18 protein-coding genes and 1 tRNA gene are annotated in these 20,045 nt (G+C 68.1%); 10 read left to right on the forward strand and 9 right to left on the reverse strand.

Features of this window, described 5'->3' with window-relative positions; genetic code table 11:
* Positions 1-31 precede the first annotated feature (31 nt).
* On the forward strand, positions 32-961 hold the full coding sequence (locus DWQ67_RS12525; RefSeq protein ID WP_121485939.1) for a polysaccharide deacetylase family protein: 930 nt from the start codon (positions 32-34) through the stop codon (positions 959-961).
* A 166-nt stretch (positions 962-1,127) separates the two neighbouring features.
* On the opposite strand, the gene DWQ67_RS12530 is transcribed toward DWQ67_RS12525, so the two are convergent.
* Positions 1,128-1,203, reverse strand: a tRNA-Lys gene (locus DWQ67_RS12530).
* A 647-nt stretch (positions 1,204-1,850) separates the two neighbouring features.
* Here DWQ67_RS12530 and DWQ67_RS12535 point away from each other — a divergent pair.
* The 3 genes from DWQ67_RS12535 (at position 1,851) to DWQ67_RS12545 (ending at position 4,386) form a co-directional block, all read left to right on the forward strand.
* Complete coding sequence (locus DWQ67_RS12535; protein WP_121485940.1) at positions 1,851-2,489, forward strand: hypothetical protein; 639 nt, start codon at positions 1,851-1,853, stop codon at positions 2,487-2,489.
* A 261-nt stretch (positions 2,490-2,750) separates the two neighbouring features.
* On the forward strand, positions 2,751-3,365 hold the full coding sequence (locus DWQ67_RS12540) for a hypothetical protein (protein ID WP_121485941.1): 615 nt from the start codon (positions 2,751-2,753) through the stop codon (positions 3,363-3,365).
* 4 nt (positions 3,366-3,369) lie between these two features.
* On the forward strand, positions 3,370-4,386 hold the full coding sequence (locus tag DWQ67_RS12545) for an inorganic phosphate transporter (RefSeq protein WP_121485942.1): 1,017 nt from the start codon (positions 3,370-3,372) through the stop codon (positions 4,384-4,386).
* A 225-nt stretch (positions 4,387-4,611) separates the two neighbouring features.
* Here the strand turns inward: DWQ67_RS12545 and pstB are convergent, their stop codons facing one another.
* The 4 genes from pstB to DWQ67_RS12565 form a co-directional block, all read right to left on the reverse strand.
* Positions 4,612-5,391, reverse strand: a complete 780-nt coding sequence (gene pstB, locus DWQ67_RS12550; RefSeq protein WP_121485943.1) for a phosphate ABC transporter ATP-binding protein PstB — start codon at positions 5,389-5,391, stop codon at positions 4,612-4,614.
* A gap of 33 nt (positions 5,392-5,424) precedes the next feature.
* Complete coding sequence (gene pstA / locus DWQ67_RS12555) at positions 5,425-6,639, reverse strand: phosphate ABC transporter permease PstA (protein WP_121485944.1); 1,215 nt, start codon at positions 6,637-6,639, stop codon at positions 5,425-5,427.
* Positions 6,639-7,577: a phosphate ABC transporter permease subunit PstC gene (gene pstC, locus DWQ67_RS12560; protein WP_199712719.1), complete on the reverse strand. Its 939-nt coding sequence runs from the start codon at positions 7,575-7,577 to the stop codon at positions 6,639-6,641. The genes pstA and pstC overlap by 1 nt, the downstream gene beginning before the upstream one ends.
* Before the next feature lie 107 nt (positions 7,578-7,684).
* Entirely contained in the window at positions 7,685-8,809 is a 1,125-nt protein-coding gene (locus tag DWQ67_RS12565; RefSeq protein WP_121485945.1) for a phosphate ABC transporter substrate-binding protein PstS, read from the reverse strand.
* 319 nt (positions 8,810-9,128) lie between these two features.
* Here DWQ67_RS12565 and DWQ67_RS12570 point away from each other — a divergent pair, with 319 nt between their 5' ends.
* The 4 genes from DWQ67_RS12570 (at position 9,129) to disA (ending at position 14,122) form a co-directional block, all read left to right on the forward strand.
* Positions 9,129-10,253, forward strand: a complete 1,125-nt coding sequence (locus DWQ67_RS12570; RefSeq protein ID WP_121485946.1) for an FUSC family protein — start codon at positions 9,129-9,131, stop codon at positions 10,251-10,253.
* Positions 10,254-10,363: 110 nt separating this feature from the next.
* Complete coding sequence (locus DWQ67_RS12575) at positions 10,364-11,449, forward strand: alpha/beta hydrolase (protein WP_233556087.1); 1,086 nt, start codon at positions 10,364-10,366, stop codon at positions 11,447-11,449.
* Positions 11,450-11,464: 15 nt separating this feature from the next.
* Positions 11,465-12,898, forward strand: a complete 1,434-nt coding sequence (gene radA / locus DWQ67_RS12580) for a DNA repair protein RadA (RefSeq protein ID WP_121485947.1) — start codon at positions 11,465-11,467, stop codon at positions 12,896-12,898.
* Between the two features lie 129 nt (positions 12,899-13,027).
* Complete coding sequence (disA, locus tag DWQ67_RS12585; protein WP_121485948.1) at positions 13,028-14,122, forward strand: DNA integrity scanning diadenylate cyclase DisA; 1,095 nt, start codon at positions 13,028-13,030, stop codon at positions 14,120-14,122.
* 22 nt (positions 14,123-14,144) lie between these two features.
* Here the strand turns inward: disA and DWQ67_RS12590 are convergent, their stop codons facing one another.
* Positions 14,145-14,768 carry a hypothetical protein gene (locus DWQ67_RS12590; protein ID WP_121485949.1) on the reverse strand — a complete coding sequence of 208 codons (624 nt, stop codon included), beginning with the start codon at positions 14,766-14,768 and terminating at the stop codon, positions 14,145-14,147.
* A gap of 217 nt (positions 14,769-14,985) precedes the next feature.
* On the opposite strand from DWQ67_RS12590, the gene DWQ67_RS12595 reads away from it, so the two are divergent.
* Entirely contained in the window at positions 14,986-15,999 is a 1,014-nt protein-coding gene (locus DWQ67_RS12595; RefSeq protein WP_407645823.1) for an HhH-GPD family protein, read from the forward strand.
* Between the two features lie 22 nt (positions 16,000-16,021).
* On the opposite strand, the gene DWQ67_RS14290 is transcribed toward DWQ67_RS12595, so the two are convergent.
* The 3 genes from DWQ67_RS14290 to DWQ67_RS12610 all read right to left on the reverse strand — a co-directional run bounded on the left by DWQ67_RS14290 (position 16,022) and on the right by DWQ67_RS12610 (position 18,609).
* A complete protein-coding gene (locus tag DWQ67_RS14290) occupies positions 16,022-16,945 on the reverse strand; it encodes an HNH endonuclease family protein (protein ID WP_325049634.1) in 924 nt (307 codons plus the stop codon).
* A gap of 61 nt (positions 16,946-17,006) precedes the next feature.
* A complete protein-coding gene (locus DWQ67_RS14155; protein WP_233556088.1) occupies positions 17,007-17,981 on the reverse strand; it encodes an excalibur calcium-binding domain-containing protein in 975 nt (324 codons plus the stop codon).
* 97 nt (positions 17,982-18,078) lie between these two features.
* Entirely contained in the window at positions 18,079-18,609 is a 531-nt protein-coding gene (locus DWQ67_RS12610) for an amino-acid N-acetyltransferase (protein ID WP_121485951.1), read from the reverse strand.
* Positions 18,610-18,761: 152 nt separating this feature from the next.
* Between DWQ67_RS12610 and DWQ67_RS12615 the strand changes: the two genes are divergently transcribed.
* Positions 18,762-19,976, forward strand: a complete 1,215-nt coding sequence (locus tag DWQ67_RS12615; RefSeq protein ID WP_121485952.1) for a toxic anion resistance protein — start codon at positions 18,762-18,764, stop codon at positions 19,974-19,976.
* The last annotated feature ends 69 nt before the right edge of the window (positions 19,977-20,045 follow it).

Raw genomic sequence — 20,045 nt, forward strand, 5'->3', positions numbered from 1 at the left:
TGCTCCCAGCCCTCGAGAAACACTAGGAATCATGCGTAGGCCCCTGTCGCGTCGTTTCGTCCTGTCCAGCATGGCCGCACTGACCGCGGCCGCCCTCGCGGTCAGCGGCGTCGGCACAGGCGTTTTTGCCGCCACCGCCGGCCCTGACCTGGTCAGGGCCGCTGCGCAGACGAGCACCGGCGCGCTCACACCTTCAACCAAGCGCCCGACGCCGCTGCCTGGCCTTCCCGGCGCGGCGTTCGGTTTTGTGCCGAGCACGTCGGCGGGCGGATCCTCCGGCGGTGCCCGAGCGTCCGCGGGGCACTCGACTGCTGCGCGCAAGCCCAGCCCCAAGGCAGAACCTCAGGTGAACTGCGCCAAGGTCAAGTGCGTGGCGCTGACCTTTGACGACGGCCCCGGCCCGTACACCGCTCAGCTGCTCAAGCACCTGGAGGCGGGCCAGGCCAAGGCCACGTTCTTCCTCCTTGGCCAGCAGGTGAAGCAGTACCCGGAGCTGGTCAAGGCCCAGGCCACCGCGGGTATGGAGTTGGGCAATCACAGCTGGGATCACCCGCAGCTGAGCCGGTTGAAGAAGAAGGTCGTGGACTCCCAGGTCGGGCGCACCAACCGGGTCATCACCAAGGCCTCGGGCGGGACCAAGGCCGTGTTCCTGCGCCCACCGTACGGGGATCTGCTGCGCTCCCAGCGAGGCCAGGTGAGCATGCCGCTGGCGCTGTGGGACGTGGACACACTGGATTGGAAGACGCGCAGCACCAAGGCCACCATCACGTCCGCCGCCGCGGCCAAGCCCGGCGACATTGTGCTGATGCACGACATCCACGAATCCACGGTCCGCGCGGTGCCGCAGATCGTGAAGAAGCTCAAGGCCAAGGGCATTCACCTGGTCACGCTGAGCACGCTGATGGGCGGCAAGGTCAAGGAGCACATTGAGTACGGGTCGGGGCTGCGGCCACGGAGGTAGGTCCCAGGCGGTAGGCCCGCAGCGGTAGGTCCAGGCGGTTGGCCCCGACGGTAGGTCCCAGGCGGTAGGCCCGGGCGCTCATTCCCGACGCCCTCACACCCTGACGCGAAGCGGGCCAGACAGAGCTACCGCCCCCGCGCAGGTGGCGGGTGCGGCAGCCGTGAAGTGGTGGGCCCAGCGGGGTTCGAACCCGCGACCAGCGGATTAAAAGTCCGATGCTCTACCAGCTGAGCTATAGGCCCTGGTCTGCGATTTTCCCTGCGAGAGCGGGGATCTTCACTGTAAGTCATCCGTACTCGGACTCAGAATCGAGTGCCTGAGCGGCCACATCGTGGCCCACGGCCACCTCTCCCTCGGGGAGGGTGTCCGCACGAACGCCCGCCGACAATTCTTCCACATCCACGCGCCAGCCCCTGCCGCCGCATCACCCCGCCGCTTTATGTAATGAGTTTTATACCTGTATTTCTACGATTCTTTTACCCGCCGCGCTAATAAGATTAGCGCGACTATCCTCCGCCCCGAACCCCCCACGCCGAAAAAAATTCATGCACGGATTACCGCCTCAGATGCCCGCCTCCAGCCTCAGGAATCCGCGGAACGGCAGGGGATTTTTGGCCCATGAATATAAGCCCATGCGAACGAAAAAATAACAATGTATTGAATCTGCGAAAAAAGTCCCCACCCGCCGCCATTTCAAGATATTCTACAAACCGGTGCCGTAGGACCCCCATCTACCGGCACCCTGGCCGTCCAACCCCCAATGTGGCGGCCCACCGTGCCGAAGCTCCTCCCAAGGTCTCGGCACAGGAGGTCCCCGGGGACCTTCCCTTTTCTGGGCCACACCTGCATCACAGCGCCTAGACGCCTGGCAGGAGTACTCTTCGAGACGATGACATCCGGGACCCCGCGCCAGTACCACCGCCCCACCCTCTTCACGAGCGAGATGCTCGATAGCTACGAGGGTGGCACCGACCCTGCCCGCCTCTCCGAGGCAGCACACATGACCGCCGCCGCCCTGGTGCTGCGCGGCCGCGCCAACTCCGACCCCGCCATCTTGGAGCGCCTGGTCCGCCTGGCGGACGCGGACGGGCTGCAGGACATTGCCGAGCTGTGGTCCCACTCCCCCGCCGTGACCCTGCCCGGCAGCCTGTGGCGCATGTATGCGCTGCGACGCACCGTGCTGCAGGCGCCAGAGCAGCTGGCCGCATGGTTCCGCGACGGCCGCGCGCACGCACCGGTCTCCCGCGCCGTGGCGGGCGTTGCCGAGCCGCCCGGCCCGCAGGAGCTGGTGGCCCTCACCACAGACATCCTCACGGGCGCCTTCACTGGGGACTTTGACATTGCGCTGCTGCGCGCGGCCGCCTTCTGCCGCGTGGTGTCCCTGGGAGAGTCCCTGCATGCCGACGCCGCGGACCTCTCAGACGAGCGCCGCGGCACCGCCCTGACCCAGTCAGCGGCCCGCCTGAACCACACGGCCAGGGAGCTTGAGGCCTCCGCTGCGGAGTGGCGCAAGGGCCGCCTGGCCTGATTATTCTCCTGACCGCGAACCAGAATTGACACGGGCAGCCAGACACGCGAACACTGGTGGAGCGACGTCGGGCTGCGGCAGCCCCGGGCTCCACATTTAGCCGCCTTGAGCGGTATACCGCCGTGAGGCGCTCCCGGTCCGGCGTCGCGCTCACCTCTCAGCATCGCCATCGTGGCTCGTGCCGCGAAGACCGCCAGCTGGCCGGTTCACCCGCGGTGCGTACACTGGCCCAGACCCCTCGTCAACGGCCGGAAGGTACCCGTGAGCCTGCGCTTGTTCCCTAGCGAGACCCGCAGCCTTGACCTGCTCACATCCCTCGCGGATGTGTTGCGAGAGACGTTGGCGGCGGACTCCGAGCTGCTCGCGACGGACGAGGACGGCGAACGCTCGCTCCTGACTCAGCTGGAGCACCTCGAGATCAAGGCCTCTGACCTTCACTACGCGCTCCTCACGCACCTGCGCACCTCCTTTGTGAACCCGTTGCCACGCGAGGATCTTTACGCCTTCTCCCGGCTCCTGCATTCCGCCGTCTCCGCCGTGGCCGGCGCCGGCCCGCTGTTGCAGCTCGCCGGCGCCTCCCGCTCGGATCGTGTGCCGGAGTTGCTGGAAATCCTGGGCCGCCAGGCAGACCTGAGCCGCATCGCGCTGGCCGGCCTTGGCAAGCTGGAATCCCTGGAGGACACCTGGCTTGACCTGCTCCGCCTTGCCTCGCGCGCGCGCCGCACCCAGCAGGCCTGGCTCCTGGAGCTCGCAGACATTCAGAAGATCTCCACCGTGGTGCGCCAGGAGGTCCTGGCCAAGGACCTGGACCGCGCCGCCGAGGCCCTGCTCGGCTTTGCCGATCACCTTGGACACGTGCTCGTGAAGGAATCCTGAGGCCGTGGAGACAGTACTCCTCGGCACTACCCTGGTCGTTTTGGCCGGGGTGACATTCCTGAACGGCTTTCACGACGCCTCCAACGCCGTGGCCACAGCGGTCCGCACCCGCGCGCTGACGCCCTACTTGGCCCTGGCCGTCGTCGCCGGCTTTACGGCGCTTGGCGCGCTGATCTTTTCCAGCTTTGCCACCACGCTCGTGGGGCGCTTTGACACGGCCCTGCCCGGACACACCTCCGGGCTCGTGATCCTGCTGGTGGGCTTCCTCGTGGCCGGCGGGTGGGGGCTCTTCACCTGGTGGCAGGGCCAGCCCTCCTCCTCGACCCACGCGGTGCTCGCCGCCATCTCCGGCGCGGCCATGGTGGCGGCCCTCGCCAGCGGCTTCGGGCTGGCGGAGGCGGCCGGCCTGATGCTGCGCCAGGTCCTGCTGCCCATGCTGGTCACGACCCTCCTGGCGCCCGTCTTGGCATATGTCATCGTGGTCCCGCTGGTCTGGGCCGTGCGCCACTCCACCCCCCGCAGGGCCAACGAGGCCGGGCGCTCCGCCCAGGCCATCGGCACCTGCGCCGTGGCCCTGTCCCACGGCCTGCAGGACGGCCAGCGGGCCGTGGCCCTCTCCGTGGTGACGCTGGGGACCGTGGGCGCGCAGCTGCCCTCCGGGTCCGTCATGTGGCTGCAGGTGGGCGCCGCGGTGCTGCTGGCCGCCGGCGTGCTCGGCGGCGGCTGGCGCATCACGCACACGCTCTCCGCGCGGCTGGTCACCCTTGACCCGTTGCGCGCCGGCGCCGCCAACATCACCTCCGCCGGGATGCTCTTCATTGGCGCGTTTGTGCTGCACGCGCCCATCTCCTCCACGCAGGCGGTCACGGCCGGCCTGGTGGGCGCCGGCCTGAATCAGAGCCACTCCACCGTCAACTGGGCCACGGCCATGCGCATCATGAGCTACTGGATCATCACCCCGCTGGTCTGCGGCCTGCTGGCAGCGGTGCTGTACCTCGCGGCGTCGCCCCTTTTGCACTGACGCGCCGCCGGCTGACGCGCCGCCAGCCGCCGTCGTGCCCGGCGTTGCCGCGTTGCCCGCTTCCCGTTGCCCGACGCCGCGGGGCCCGGTCCCTGCCCCGCAGAAACAGGAGCGGCGGTGGGGTCCAAGACCCCACCGCCGCCGATCCCCCTCAGAATCCCCCGCAGACGCATCGCGCCCAGGGGCCCTGCCCCGCTACGCGTGAGCGTGCGGGGAAGCTATTGATCACCCAAAGCGGCCGGAGACGTAATCCTCGGTCGCCTGATCAGACGGGTTGTTGAAGATCGTGGAGGTCTCCGCGTACTCGATGAGCTTGCCCGGCTTGCCGGTGCCCGCGATGTTGAAGAACGCGGTCTTCTCAGACACGCGCGCGGCCTGCTGCATGTTGTGCGTGACGATCACGACCGTGTACTGGTTCTTGAGCTCGTTGATCAGGTCCTCCACGGCCAGCGTGGAGATGGGGTCAAGGGCGGAGCAGGGCTCGTCCATGAGGATCACGGCGGGCTCCACCGCGATGGTGCGGGCGATGCACAGGCGCTGCTGCTGGCCACCGGAGAGGCCGGAACCGGGCTTCTCCAGGCGATCCTTGACCTCATTCCAGAGGTTGGCGCCGCGCAATGACTTCTCCACCACGGCGTCCGAGTCCGACTTGCTCATGCGCTTGCCGTTGAGCTTGAAGCCGGCCAGGACGTTGTCGCGGATGGACATGGTCGGGAACGGGTTGGGGCGCTGGAACACCATGCCCACCTGCGAGCGGATGGTCACCGGGTCCACGCCCGGGGCGTAGATGTCGTCCCCATCCAGGAGCACGTTGCCCTTCACGTGCGAGCCGGGCAGCACCTCGTGCATGCGGTTCAGCGTGCGCAGGAAGGTGGTTTTGCCACAGCCGGACGGGCCAATGAAGGCCGTGACGGACTTGGGCTCAATGTTGATGTTCACGCCCTCTACGGCGAGGAACTTGCCGTAGTAGACATTCAGGTCGACGGCGTCGATGCGCTTAGCCATGAGTTTTTTCCTTGTCTAGAGTCTGTGAGGTGCTCAGCGGCCGGCGGTCTTGGGAGCGAAGATCTTCGCAACCACGCGGGCGAGCAGATTGAGGAGCATGACGATGATGATCAGGACCAGGGCGGCGCCCCAGGCGCGTTCCTCCGAGGCCGTGGGGGCCATGGGTGCGGTCGGGTTCATCAGCTGGCGGTAAATGAACACCGGCAGCGTCATCATCCAATCCTTGAACAGGTTGAAGTTGGTGGACAGCGCCACACCGGCGGTGACCAGGATCGGGGCCGTCTCACCGACCACGCGGGCAATGGCCAGCGTGATACCGGAGGCGATACCGGAGATGGCGGTGGGAAGAACCACCTTCAGCGTGGTGCGCCACTTGCGCACACCCAGGGCGGCGGAGGCCTCTCGCAGCTCGTTCGGAACCACGCGCAGCATCTCCTCGGTGGAGCGAACCACCACGGGGATCATCAGCACGGAGAGACCAACGGCCGCGGAGAAGCCCATGACGTTGGAGCCGGGCGGCATCTGCAGGATCTTCTGGCAGATGAACATCATCAGGCCGCTGGCGAAGAGGCCGGCGACGATGGACGGGATGCCCGTCATGACGTCCACGAAGAAGCGGATGACCTTGGAGAGTGAGTTGTCGTTGCTGTATTCCACCAGGTAGATGGAGGTCAGCAGGCCAATCGGCACCGAGATGATGGTCGCCGCCAGCGTGATCAGCAGCGTGCCCATCAGCGCGTGCTTGATGCCACCGATCAGCGGCAGATCTCCCGCCTCCGTCTTCTGGTCGGTGATGCCCGTGACGCCCTTCATGTCAGAGGCAAAGAAACCGGGAGCGGTCAGGCCGGGAGTGCCGTGGCTGATGACGGTCCACAGCACCGAGATCAGCGGGATCAGCGCAATCAGGAAGGAGCCAACAATCAGGTTGGTCCAGAGGCCATCCGTTGCCTTGCGGCGGTTCTCCATGATGGTGGTGGTCACGTACATGGCCACCACGTAGAGGATCGCGGTGATGATGAGCCAACCGGCAATGTTGAAGCCGATCAGCGCCATGAGAGCGGCGGCGATGATCAGGGCGCCGCCGGCCACGGCCCAGGCGGTCCAGCGCGGCTTCTGGCCAGCGGTCAGGCGGGAGCGGCCATGACGGCGTCCCGGACCCTGCTGGGCGTTTTTCACGTCGGTCACGTCGGCGCTCAACTCTCCGGCTGCTGTCTTGGTGGGATCGCTAGGAGTCTGTTCCTTGATCATCAGTTGGCCCCCGAGAATTCCTTGTGGCGGTTCACGATGAAGCGAGCCACCATGTTGACCAGCAGGGTGATGATGAAGAGGATCAGACCGGCGGCGATCAGCTCGTTCTGACGCATCCCGAAGGCCTCCGGGAAGTTCAGTGCGATCTCCGACGGGATGGTCTGGTTACCGGAACCGATGAGGTTCGCGGTGAGGATGCCGGGAGAGAGGACCAGGGTCACTGCCATGGTCTCTCCCAGTGCGCGGCCCAGGCCAAGCATGATCGCGGAGACCACACCGGAGCGGGCAAAGGGAAGCACGGACATCCGGATCATTTCCCAGCGCGTGGCGCCGAGGGCCAGTGCGGCTTCCTCATGCAGCTTGGGCGTCTGGACAAAGATCTCGCGGGAGAGCGCGGTGATGATCGGCAGGATCATCACGGCCAGGACCACGGAGGCTGTCATGAGCGTGCGGCCCGTGGTGGATGGCTCACCAAAGAGCGGGATCCAGCCCAGGTAGGTGTGCAGCCAGTCATACATGGGGACCATCAGCGGCCCCAAGACGAGCATGCCCCACGCGCCGTAAACGACGGAGGGGATGGCGGCCAGCAGGTCAATGACGTAGCCCACCGGCTTGGCCAGGTTTCGCGGCGCCAGGTGGGAGATGAACAGTGCCACTCCCAGCGCAATAGGGGTGGCGATCAGCAGCGCGATGGCCGCGGTGATCAGCGTCCCGATCATGATCGGGAAGACGTAGGTGAAGAAGCTGGTTCCTGCGGAGATCTGATCTGCCGGGGCAAAGAGTGCCGGGACGGACTCCAGGACCAAGAACCCGGCCACGAAGGCCAGGACGGCGAGGATGACGATGCCCGCGGCCAGGGTGAGGCCGGAGAAGAACTTGTCCCCAGCGCGACCGGATGAGCCGGAGCTCAGTGCCGGAGGTGCGGTGGTGGTGCTCACGTGGACTCCTGGGAAGGGTGAGAGGGAAGGATCGGTGAGGGGGATCCTGGGCGCTGGCGCCCGGCGAACCGGTGGGCGCGGCCGTAGCCGCGCCCACCGGATCTGAACTACTTGGCGACCGTGATGGTCTCGATGGACTTCTTGGCCTGATCGGAGAGCGAGGTGGAGAGCGGTGCGGCTCCGGCGGCCTCCTGGGCGGCCTTCTGGCCGTCCTGCGAGGTGACGTAGGTGCCGAATGCCTTGACCATGTCCACGGTGTTCTGATCCTTGTAGGTGGAGCAGAAGATGTGGTAGCTCACGAGCACGATCGGGTAGGTGCCGGCCGTGGTGGCGGTGCGGTCCAGCTTGACGGCCATGTCGTTGGCGCTGCCGCCCTCGACCTTCTTGGCGGTCTCAACCGTCTTGGCTGCGGCCTCCTCGGTGGGCTCCTGGTAGGAGTCGCCCACCTTCACGGAGACGTGGCCAAGGTTGCCGGTGGCTGCGAGGTCGGCGTAGGTGATGGCGCCGTCAGTGGTGGTGGCCAGCTTCACAACACCGGAGGTGCCCTGAGCGGACTCGGCGTTGATCTCGGACGGCCACTTCTCCACGACGTCGTAGGTCCAGGCCTTGGGCGCTGCGGCCGTGAGGTAATCGGTGAAGTTCTTGGTGGTACCGGACTCATCCGAGCGGTGCACCACGGTGATCTTGGTGTCCGGGAGGCTGACGCCCTCGTTCTGCTTGACGAGTGCCGGGTCATTCCACTTGTTGATCTTGCCGGTGAAGATGGAGGCGATGGTCTCGGCATCCATCTGGACCTTGTCAACACCCTTGAGGTTGTAGGCCACGGAGACGGGGGCGATGTAGGCGGGGATGTTCAGTGCGCCATCCGGGCCACACACCTTCTTTGCCTCGTCCTGCTCTTCCGGCTTCAGCGCGGCATCCGAGCCGGCGAAGGAGGCGGAGCCGGCCAGGAAGGCCTTGCGGCCGGCGCCGGAGCCAACCGGGTTGTACTGGACGGAGACGTTCGGGGCGGTGGCGGCGAGGCCGGTCTGCCACGCGGTGACGGCGGCTTCCTGGGAGGTGGCGCCGGAGCCGGAGAGGGTGCCCTCTACCTGGGAGCCGCCCTCAGCGGCGCTTCCGGAGGCCGCGCCGGAGCTGCTGGCACCCGGGTTGTTCGCCTGACCGCAAGCGGTGAGGCCAAGGGCCGCGATGGAAAGAACGGCGGCCGCCTGGCCGAGTCGCTTGAGCTTCACGAGTATTTCCTCTTTCAACCAAGTGGGGAGTTGATTCCCAGGTTCCACTGCCGCGCACGATCAGTGCCCGGGCCGGCAGACCGATTCGGCCTGCAACAGTGACGCTAAGAGGGCGAGGTGAAGCACGAAGGGGGTCAAGGTGAACGGCAGGTGAACTGTGCTCGCGTTCGCTCCGTGAGCTGGGGCACATGCCCGACGCCGCGTCGTCGGGCAGGTGCCCCTGCGTCACCTGACGCGCCGCGTCAGGGCGCAGAAAAAGCGCGCGAGCCGCGCCGTCTCGTGACGCCCGCGGGGCCGTCGCGGTGCAAGGATGGTGTTCATGGCGCGCGCATCCCTGACCTCGACCCGTTCGGTGATCGCGGCAAGAAGCCGCGCCGGGGTCACCCGCGTGCGCGTCTCGCTGCCCAAGATTGTGCTCGCGACGGTCGGATCCGTGTTCTCTTACTGGTTCGCGGAGGTGGTGCTGCGCCACCCCGGGCCACTGTTTGCGGCGACGAGCGCGCTGATTTCGCTCAACTTTGCCTCCACCTCCTATGTGCGCCGCACGCTGGAGGTCGCGGTCGGTTGCACCCTCGGCATCGCCGTGGGAGACGTGCTGCTCACGCTCTTTGGCACCGGGCTGTGGCAGGCGGCGCTGGTGGTTTTTGTGTCGCTTGCACTCAGCCGCTTCCTGGATTCCGGCGTGGTCTTCAGCATGCAATTTGGCCTGCAGTCCCTGCTCGTGGTGCTGCTCCCCGCGCCGGCGGGCGGGCCCTTTACCCGCTCCCTTGACGCGATCGTGGGCGGAGTGGTGGCGCTCCTGCTCGTGATCCTGTGGCCCAAGGACCCGCGCCGCCAGCCCTCACGGGAGCTGGCCGCCCTGCTGCAGCAAACCGGCGGGGTGCTGCGGGACCTCTCCGCCGCGCTCGTGGCGGATGACTCGGCGAGCGCGTGGCATTGCCTGGTGCAGGCCCGCAACACCCAGCCGCTGGTGGACGCCGCCGCGAGCGAGTTGGCCGCCGCCAGCGAGATGACGAGGCTCTCCCCTGCCGCCCGCCGCCACCGCGGCGACATCGACCGGCTGGCCCTGATGGAGGTCCAGGTGGACCTGGCGGTGCGCAATGTGCGCAGCCTGAGCCGCCGGATTGCCTCCCTCATGAGTCACCACGTGCTCTCCGTGGCTGAGCGCGAAGACCTGGCGGAGACGCTGGATGGCCTGGCAGACGCCGTGGCGACACTGGCCGCGTCGGTGACCACCACGTCATCCAGCGGGCACGATCACCTCACCGCCCAGGCGCGCGACCGCCTCACGGAGGTGGCCGGGTCCTTGGACCCGGCCAAGCTCGGTGGCGGCGACCCCCAGGTGGCTGGGGTGGTCATGATGCTGCGCCCACTCTGCGTTGACCTGTTGGAGGCGGCCGGGGTGCGCCACGACGATGCGGTGGAGTACCTGCCCAGGTTCTAGGAGGTGCACGGGCGCGGGATCCGGGCCGCGGGTTCCGGGGCGCGGGTTCCGGGGCGCGGCCCAGGCGGGGATGAGAGGATCGGCCTACACCCCAGCAGAATTGAGCACCTGTGGCACCCAACGGCACGTGGCACCCAGACATCCTGGGTCCGGACTTCAGCACCCTGACGTTGCCCCTCGGCGTGGATTCAGAGGGCGAGCTGATGGCCACGTTGGTGCGGTGCGAGCTTCCGCCCGCAGGCACCGGGCCGCTGGCTGGCGCCGACGTGCTGTACGTGCACGGCTGGTCTGACTACTTCTTCCAGGCGGACCTGGCCCGGACCCTGACCTCTTGGGGCGCCCGCTTCTTTGCCCTTGACCTGCGCAAGTACGGGCGCAGCCTGCGGCCCTGGCAGACCCCCGGATATGTGGAGGACCTCTCCGCCTATGACGACGAGATTGGCCAGGCCCTGCGCATCATGGGGAGCAGGCCGGCCGGGCGCAAGGTGGTCCTCCTTGGCCACTCCACCGGCGGCCTCACCCTCAGCCTCTGGGCCCATCGGCACCCCGGGCGGGCGGACGCACTGATCCTGAATTCGCCGTGGCTGGAGTTCCAGGCCTCCAAGTCCGGCCGCAACGCCCTGATGCCGCTCGTGGACATGGGGGCACGCATGGATTCCCACGCCCCCATGCTCAACGTGGACCTGGGCTTTTACTCGCGCGCCGTGAATCAGCGCCTCGAGGGCGAGTGGGACTACAACGAGTCCTGGCGCCCGGAGCGCGGCTTTGCCGTGCGGCCGGGGTGGTTGCGCGCCGTGCTGGTGGGGCACGCCCAGGTGGCCACCGGGCTCACGATCGACGCCCCGGTGCTTTCCCTGCTCTCCGCCCGCTCCACCCTGCTGGCCAGGTGGAGCACGGACATGCTCACCACGGATTCGGTGCTGGTCGTGAACGAGATCGCCGAGCGCTCCACCCGGCTTGGCGCCTCCGTGAGCATTCAGCGGGTCGACGGCGCTCTGCACGATGTCTTCCTCTCTCACCTCCCAGCGCGAAACGCTGCGTACGCCGCCCTGCGCCGCTGGGCCGGGGCGTACGTCGGCACCGAACCGGACGGTGGTACCGGGCCAGACGGTGGTGCCGGGCCGGATGCCGACGTGAATGGCGGGGCCCAAACGGGACCCGAGGCTGGGACGTCGGCGCAGAGCGTCGGCCCCTAGCCCTACGCTGAGACCATGCCAGCAAAGACCAAGACTCCCGGGTATCGCTGCTCCGAATGCGGCTGGACCACCGCCAAGTGGGTGGGCCGCTGCGGCGAGTGTCAGGCGTGGGGCACCGTGGATGAGGTGGGGCTCGTGAGCAGCCGCACCACGCCGGCCGCGAGCGTGGCCAACCCCGCCCAGCCCATCGGCCAGGTGGATGCCGCAACGGCCGGCTATCGCCCCACCGGCGTGACGGAGCTGGATCGCGTCCTTGGCGGCGGGTTGGTCCCCGGCGCCGTGATCCTCCTGGCCGGGGAGCCTGGGGTCGGCAAGTCCACCCTCCTCCTTGACGTGGCCGCCAGGACCGCGCGGGCCGGCTCCCGCGTCCTCTACATCACTGGCGAGGAATCCGCGGCGCAGGTCAAGATGCGCGCGGACCGGATCGGCGCGCTGGCGGACACGTTGTTCCTGACCGCGGAGGGTGACCTTGGCCTGGCGCTGGGCCAGATCCAGGCCATTGGCCCTGATCTCCTCATCGTCGACTCAGTCCAAACCCTGTCCTCCTCGGAGTTGGACGGCACCGCCGGTGGCGTCTCCCAGGTGCGAGAGGTCGCTGCAAGCATCATCAACGTGGCCAAGAGCAACAACATCTCCACCCTTCTGGTGGGCCACGTGACCAAGGATGGCTCGGTGGCTGGCCCGCGCCTCCTGGAGCACCTGGTGGACGTGGTCTGTCAGTTCGACGGCGAGCGCCATTCGCGCCTGCGTCTGCTGCGGGCCACCAAGAACCGCTTTGGCTCCACCGATGAGGTGGGCTGTTTTGACCTCACGGAGACCGGGATTGAGGGCCTTGATGATCCGTCCCGCCTCTTTGTGACCCGCACCAAGCAGCCCGTGGCCGGCACCTGCATCACCGTCGCGATGGAGGGCAGGCGCCCCCTGGTTGCGGAGGTGCAGTCACTCGTCACCCCCATGGCCGCCGGGCAGCCGCGGCGCTCCACCTCCGGGCTGGATTCCTCCCGCGTGGCCATGCTGGTGGCCGTGCTGCAAGCCCGGCTTGGGCTGCGCCTGGGGACCCTGGATAGCTACGTCGCCACGGTCGGGGGCGTGAAACTCAGCGAGCCGGCGGTGGACCTTGCCACTGCCCTTGCCCTGGCAAGCTCCTGCCTTGAACAGCCCATCCCGCCCGGGGTGGTGGCGTTCGGCGAGGTGGGCCTCGCCGGGGAAATCCGCCCCGTCCAGGACATCAACCAGCGCGTCACTGAAGCCGAGCGCCTGGGGTTCGGCGGCGCCGTCGTGCCCCTCTCACCCCAAGGCGCCGGCAAGGTGCCAGCCAATTTTAGGGTGGCGCAGGTGACCACCCTGCAAGAGGCCATGGAGGCGGTCTTCCCGTCCGGCACGGTCGCCGGGATCATGGTGAGGGCGCCGCGATTGGAACAGTCCCACCTGGACAGCCCACCGCGCTGAGCGCGCCGGCCGTCCTCAGCGCATGACCCCCAGTGAGGGCCAGGCCGGGGCCTCTGCATCGAGTGACCCGGCCTGGCCCGCCCCACTAGGATGAGGGGAGCACTCCCCCTAGGAAGGTCACCCCACCCCATGGCACGCACTCCCGAGGAGACGCTGCGCCTCACACTGGCGCTCGTAGCCCCCGGCACCGAACTGCGCGACGGCCTCGAGCGGATCCTGCGCGGGCGCACCGGCGCCTTGCTGGTGCTCGGGATGGATCGCTTGGTGGAGTCGCTGAGCACCGGTGGCTTTGACATCGGGATCGATTTTTCTCCCACGCGTTTGCGTGAGCTGGCCAAGATGGACGGGGCCATCGTGGTGGATAAGGACGTGACCCAGATCCACAAGGCCGGGGTGCAATTGGTCCCGGACTCTGCCATCCCCACGTCCGAGTCCGGCACCCGTCACCGCACCGCGGAGCGCGTCGCGGTGCAGACCGGTCACCCCGTCATCACCGTCTCCGCCTCCATGCAGATCATCGCGATCTACGTGGGCGGGATCCGGCACCAGCTGGAGGGTTCCGAGTCCATCCTGGCCCGCGCCACCCAGGCCCTGGCGACCCTGGAACGCTACCGCCAACGCCTGGATCAGGTCACCATCACGCTCTCCAATCAGGAGATCGAGGACACCGCCACCGTGCGGGACGTGGTTCAGGTGCTCCAGCGCCAGGAAATGGTGCGGCGCATCTCCGAGGAGATCTCCCAGTACGTCCTGGAGCTGGGCACGGACGGCCGCTTGGTGGCCCTGCAGCTGGAAGAGCTGGCCATCAAGTCCGGCAACGAACCCGAGGTGGTGCTGCGAGATTACGCGGAGGCCGCCTACACCGCCGGCTCCTCGGAGACGCCGCTGGACGTGGAGGCCGCCCTGGCCGTCTTCTCCGAGCTCTCCGCCGCGGAGCTGGTTGACCTGACCCGGCTGGCCAGGTTGCTTGGCTTCAACGGTGGGCCAGAGGTCCTGGACCGAGCGGTGCAGCCGCAGGGGTTCCGGCTCCTGGCCGGGCTCACCAACCTGCCCCGCGCGGTGGTGGAGCGCGTGGTCTCCCAGTTTGGTGGCCTGCAACAGCTCATGGCCGCATCCATCGAGGACCTGCGCGCGGTGGAGGGCATTGGCGATCAGCGCGCCCGCACGGTCCGCGAGGGCCTGGGGCGCTTTGCCGAGGACAGCCTGTTGGAGCGCTACCGCTAAACGCGCCGCCGCCGGCCGGCTCCTACTTCAGGACGAACTGCACCGGCTCCGATTCGGTCTTTCCGAGGTTGACCTGCAGCGTGTACGTGCCGCCGCGGGGCGTGGAGTCAATCGCCGCGCACTTGGCCAGCGAGCGTGCCCGGTTCCAGGTGAACTTGGCCTGCTCGTCCTTGCCAGGCTCCAGCGTGAACTCGGTATCCACCGCATCCTTCTGGCAGTCCTTGGTGGAGAAGATCCGGTCCTTGCCGGACGTCACCAAGAATTCCTGCTCCTTGGTGCCCACGTTGGTGGTGCAGGGCTCTGACAGGGTGTTGCGCAGCGTCATGATCAGCACCGGCTTGGCCCCGCTGGCGTAGCTGGGCTTGTCCGTTGACGCGGTCACCTTGACGGCGCCCGCCGGGCAGCTTCCGTCCGGATTCACCCCGGCCGGGGAGGCGGAGGACGCGGCCGCGCTGGTGGCTGGGCTGCTCTGCGTAGCGGCCGCGGGCGGCTGCTCTTTGCCCGGGCCTTTGGTGATGGCCCCGATGATGGAGCTGACGCCCCAGATCAGCAGGGCAAGCACCAGCAGCGCGCCGACGCCCACCACCAGTCGACGGCGGCGGTACACGGCCGCGCTGGGGCGGGGGGAACCCTGTCCGGTGCTCATGAGCGTCAGAATAAATGGCGCAGCGCGTCCGCCGCGAGTGCCGCGCCGCAGGCATGGCAGGTGGACTCACTCGGCGAGCTCTGCGGACTAGGATCGATGCGTCCGCGGGCGCGGCTGGGTTCGCGCCCATCCCGCCCTTCCAGCCCGTCAGTTAAGGAATCCCGTGTCGCCTTCTCCGAGTAGCGCCGGGACTCCTGCTGTGCCCGACGCCGCCGGGTTGGGTTCCACGGGCGGGGCCGCCGGGGCGCTGGCCCAGACCGACGCCGCCGGGTTACGTTCAGCGGTCAACGCTTGGTTCCTCGATCACGGCCGGGACCTGCCGTGGCGGCGGCCCGAGTGCTCCCCGTGGGGCGTGCTGGTGTCAGAGGTGATGCTGCAGCAGACCCCGGTGGTGCGCGTACTGCCGGTCTGGGAGCGCTGGATGGCCCGCTGGCCCACCCCCGCAGACCTGGCCGCGGAGCCCGCCGGTGAGGCCGTCCGGGCGTGGGAAAAGCTGGGCTACCCGCGCCGGGCCCTGCGACTGCACGCGTGCGCGCGGGAACTGGAGGAGGTGCACGGCGGGCGGGTTCCCTCGGACCTGGCGGAGCTGCTGGCGCTGCCCGGGGTGGGCGAGTACACCGCGGCGGCCGTCTCCAGCTTTGCGTTTGGCATCCCGGCCACGGTGGTGGATACCAATGTTCGGCGGGTTCAGGCGCGCGCCGTGACCGGCCAAGCGCTCCCGGAGCCCTCATACACCCGGGCGGAGGCGCGGCTGGCGGATGCGCTCATGCCCCAGCGCGAGACCCAGGACGGCATCCGCGAGGCCAATCTGTGGAACGCGGCGGCCATGGAGTTGGGCGCGCTCATCTGCACGGCGCGCTCCCCCTCCTGCGATGTGTGCCCGGTGCGCCAGCGCTGCGCGTGGATCGCCGCCGGGCAACCCGCACCGCATTACCAGCCCAAGGGGCAGGCGTGGGAGGGCACCGACCGCCAGGTGCGTGGCGCCATGATGACGGTGCTGCGCGCGGCGGAATCCTCCGTACCGGAGGCGCTGCTCACGGCAGTGGGCCCCCTACCGCAGGCGCGGGATCTCGACGCACAGCGCGGGACGCCGGAACAAACGTCGGAGCAGTGGCGCGCCCTGCGCCGTCTCGCCGCGGGCGCCGAGCAACGCCAGCGCTGCCTCACCGGCCTCATCGCGGACGGCCTTGCCGTCCAGGACGGCGCCGGCGGCGTCACCCTGCCGGCCTAGGAAGCGCGGCCGGCAGCTCCCGCTACACCGCGGGGATGGCCTGCGCCGGGCAGGAGGCCACCACCCGCGAGATGGCCGCCTTCTCCGCCGGTGTCATCCACAGCCCGTATTTCAGTTTCACGGCGCTCTGGCGGGCCACGTACTCGCAGCGATACGCCTTGCGTGGCGGCAACCAGGTGGCCGCGTCCCCGTCAGACTTGCGGGAGTTGGTGGGACCGTCCACGGCCAGCAGGTTCAGCGGATCGTTGGCCAGGCGCAGGCGGGTGTCCGCGTCCAGTTTCTGCGCGCCCTTTTGCCAGGCGTCGGAGAGAGCCACCACGTGGTCAATCTGCACGGCCATGGAGGTGGAGGATCCGCGCCGAAAGCTGATGCTCCCACCGGTGTATGGGTCCGCCAAGGTGCCGGTCAACACCACACACTCGCGGGTTCGTGGCTTGTACGTCTTGCCGCTCAGGTCGCGGCCAAGGATGTCGTTGCGGGAATCGCACCCATTGCGATCCGGGTCCTTCCACCCCCGCCCAAACTCGTCGCGCGCGTAACCGGTCTTGGGCGCCCGGCCCTTGGTCGGGATCTGCTCCAGCGCCTGCGCTACCGTCACGGCCCCGGGCGCCGGCGCCGGACCCGGACCCCGCGTGGCGGAGGAACCAGGCCGTTGGGCTGCACCCGATTCGTCCGTGCTGCCAGGTTCGCCTGTGTCGCCCGGTTCGCCAGCTCCCGGCTCCTGGGGCTCAAGCCAGGTGCTGGGGGCCGCGGGTTCCGTCCAGGTGCGCGGCGCGGCCTGGGGCAGGGAGCCGGACGGAGTGACGGCGCCACCCGGTGTAGCGTCGCTGCTCTGCGTGGAGTCGCTGTTCTGTGTGGAGTCACTGTTCTGCGTGGCGTCGCCGTCCCACGCCCCCGTCGCAGCGCAGGAGCTGAGGCCAAGCCCCACCACGAGCGCGAACGCCACGGCCCCCACACGGGCACCGCGTCGCGTCGCCGCCCCGTTCCCACCGGCCGCCTTGACCGCGCTATTCACAGGCAATGCCGTCCCCATCCCGGTCCAACTTGCGGCTGTACCCGGGGTCCCCGGAGCGGATCGGGTCCGCCCCAGCGTCACGCACCGCGGTGCAGTTCTGGTAATACACGGAGGCGTTCTCCTCCGTGCTGGGCAGGTTCGCGGCCCGCTCCTCCTCGGCCTTCTTCTCCTCGGCCTTCGCGGCCGCCGCCTTTTTCCGGGCGGTGGCTTTCTTCCGCTCGGCCCTCACCGTGGCGGCCCGCTCGGCCTGAGACTTCTTGGCGGCCGCCTGCTTGGCCGCAGCCTGGTGATCAGCACGCTGTTGATCCGCGCTCTTCTGCGCGGTGATCTTCTTGTCTGCGGCCGCCTTGTCAGCCGCCCGCTTGGCCTCGGCTGCCTTCTTGGTGGCGCTGGCGTGATCCGCCGCGCTCACCCAGGCAAGCGCCCCGGCCTGATCGGGGTCGCAGTAGATGGTCTCCTGCCCCAGGGTGACCGCCTCGCGGTCGTTGCCACAGGACTGCCCCAGCCGCCCCGCGAGCGTCTCCTGAGCGGGAGCGGCGGCCTCTGCGCCGGAGGATGCCGCGCCGGAGGGAGACTGGGCCGCCTTCTGGCCCGAACGCGCGTCGGGCACTGTGTTTGCCACCAGGCCCGCCACCGGCGGGGACTCCTGCGGATTCTGGGCGCCCGTGATGCCACTGGCCACAACAAGCAGCACCGCGCTCGCGGCGGTGAGCGTGATGGCCGGGCCGCGCAGCGGGCGCGGTGACCCGGGACGCTGGGCCTTGCCGGAGCGCACCCACTTGACGATGCCCACGATCAGCAGAACCAGGGCAAGCAACACCACGAGCGGCGCCGCAAAGATCAGCAAGAGCACCGCCACAACGGCCGCGAGGGCCCACCAGAACCACCGCTGGCGCCCAGGCCGGTTGCCCCGGCTCACCCGCGTGGACCGCGTGGGCGCAGAAGAGTGCGGAGGATATGCAGGCACGGTGGCTCCTAGGACAGCAGGCAATAAACCGTCACGCTATCCGCATAAGCCATCTACAACAGTGTTCTTTCTTCGTTTCGCGTCAGCGAAAAATCTCTTACCGCGACGCACCATCAAGCGAAGCGATCATGCGCGTATTGCCAAGGGTGTTCTGCTTGACGCGCGCCAGGTCAAGGAACTCCGCCACGCCGTCATCCGCGGAACGCAGCAGCTCCGCAAACACCTCGGGCGCCACCGCGGACTGCTCCGCCATCACGGTGAAGCCGTGCTGCTCAAAAAAGGGCACCTCAAAGGTCAGGCAAAAGACGCGGTGGATCCCCAGCTCGCGGGCATCCTCCAGCAGCGCCGCCAGGATGCGGTGGCCGGTCCCGGTCCCGCGCGCCTGCGGGGAAACGGCCAGGGTGCGCACCTCCGCGATGTCCTCCCACATGCAGTGCACGGCGCCGCAACCCAAGACCGTGCCGTCCGCGGCCTCTGCCACGCGGAACTCCTGGATTGACTCGTAGTAGGCCACGGCCTCCTTCTCCAGAAGGATGCGTTCGGCGGCGTACGGCTTGACCAGGTCCCTGATGTGGGGCACGTCCTGCGAGCGTGCCTTGCGGATCGTGATCTGATCGGTGTTCACCATGGGCACAGCCTACGTCGCCACGCCCCAGGATTCCGCGACCGTGCGCGGCATCACCGGCTTCTCTTGACCCCAGATGCCCGGCAAATATTCAGGGTCCCCGTGTTAGCCTGACAACGATTTAGCCCGGCATTTTTGCGCCTTTGGAGTGACACGTGGACCTTAATCTGGACAACCTCGACAAGCCCGCCTCCGCGAACGAGTTTGCGCTCGCGGTGCCGGAGCCCATCAAGCCCATGAGCTCAGAGGTCGTGGTGCAGCAGAGCCGCGCCGAGCTCGCGGAGCGCCCGCAGGTGAATGAGGCGCTGCAGCAGAAGGCCTCCATGTTTGTGGATGACCTGCTCTCCGTGAACGTGCAGTCCCCTGACTTTGAGCGCAAGGCGGACACGATTGCGCAGATGGGCGGCAAGGAGATTGAGCAGTCCGTCTCCGCGAGCAACTCCCTGCTTGATCGCCGCGCCAGCTCCGGAACCTCTGGGGCAGGCGACCGCGTGGGCAACACCCTGGTGGACCTGCGCAACATGGTCACGGACCTTGACCCCAACCGCGCGGACATCACCGGGCCCAAGAAGTTCCTGAAGTTCCTGCCCGGCGGCAAGAAGCTCACCAATTACCTGGCCCGCTTTGAGTCCTCTCGTGACCAGCTCAACGCCATTGTGCGTTCGCTTGAATCCGGTCAGGATGAGCTGCGCAAGGACAATGCGACGCTGGACGCCGAGCGCCAGAAGCTTTGGGACCTGCAGCAGAAGCTCAAGGACTACGGCTCCCTCGCGGACGCCCTTGACCAGGCCCTGGTCAACAAGGTGGAGGAGCTCAACGCCCAGGGCAACGTGGAAGACGCGCAGACCATGGAGAAGGACGCCCTCTTTGCCGTGCGTCAGCGCCACCAGGACCTCATGACCCAGCTGGTGGTGGCCCAGCAGGGCTACCTGGCCTACGGCCTGATTCGCGACAACAACCGCGAGCTCATCAAGGGCGTTGACCGCACCAAGAACACCACGCTCATGGCGCTGACGGTCGCCGTCACCATGGACCAGGCGCTGAAGCAGCAGGAGCGCGTGCTGGAGCAGACCACGGCCATCAACCAGACCACCTCTGACATGATCGCCAAGAACGCGGAGCGCCTGAATCAGCAGGGCGCCCGCATCCAGCAGCAGGCGGCCTCCAGCAGCATCGACATCGAGAAGCTGAAGATCGCCTTCCAGAACACCTTTGCCGCGATGGACGCCGTGGATCGCTTCCGCCTGGAGGCCAACAAGTCCATGGCCCAGACGGTGCAGGTGCTCAAGCAGCAGGCGGACGAGTCCCAGTCCTACCTGGAGCGCTCACGCCGCCGCGACGGCGGCGACGCCAGCCGCGCGCTGTACTAAACCGGCACACGTCCGGGTGTGTGGCGGCGGCTCCCCTGCCGCCGCCTTCACCCGTTTTGCGCCGTCCGC

The sequence above is a fragment of the Galactobacter caseinivorans genome (assembly GCF_003640665.1).
Lineage (GTDB): Bacteria > Actinomycetota > Actinomycetes > Actinomycetales > Micrococcaceae > Galactobacter > Galactobacter caseinivorans.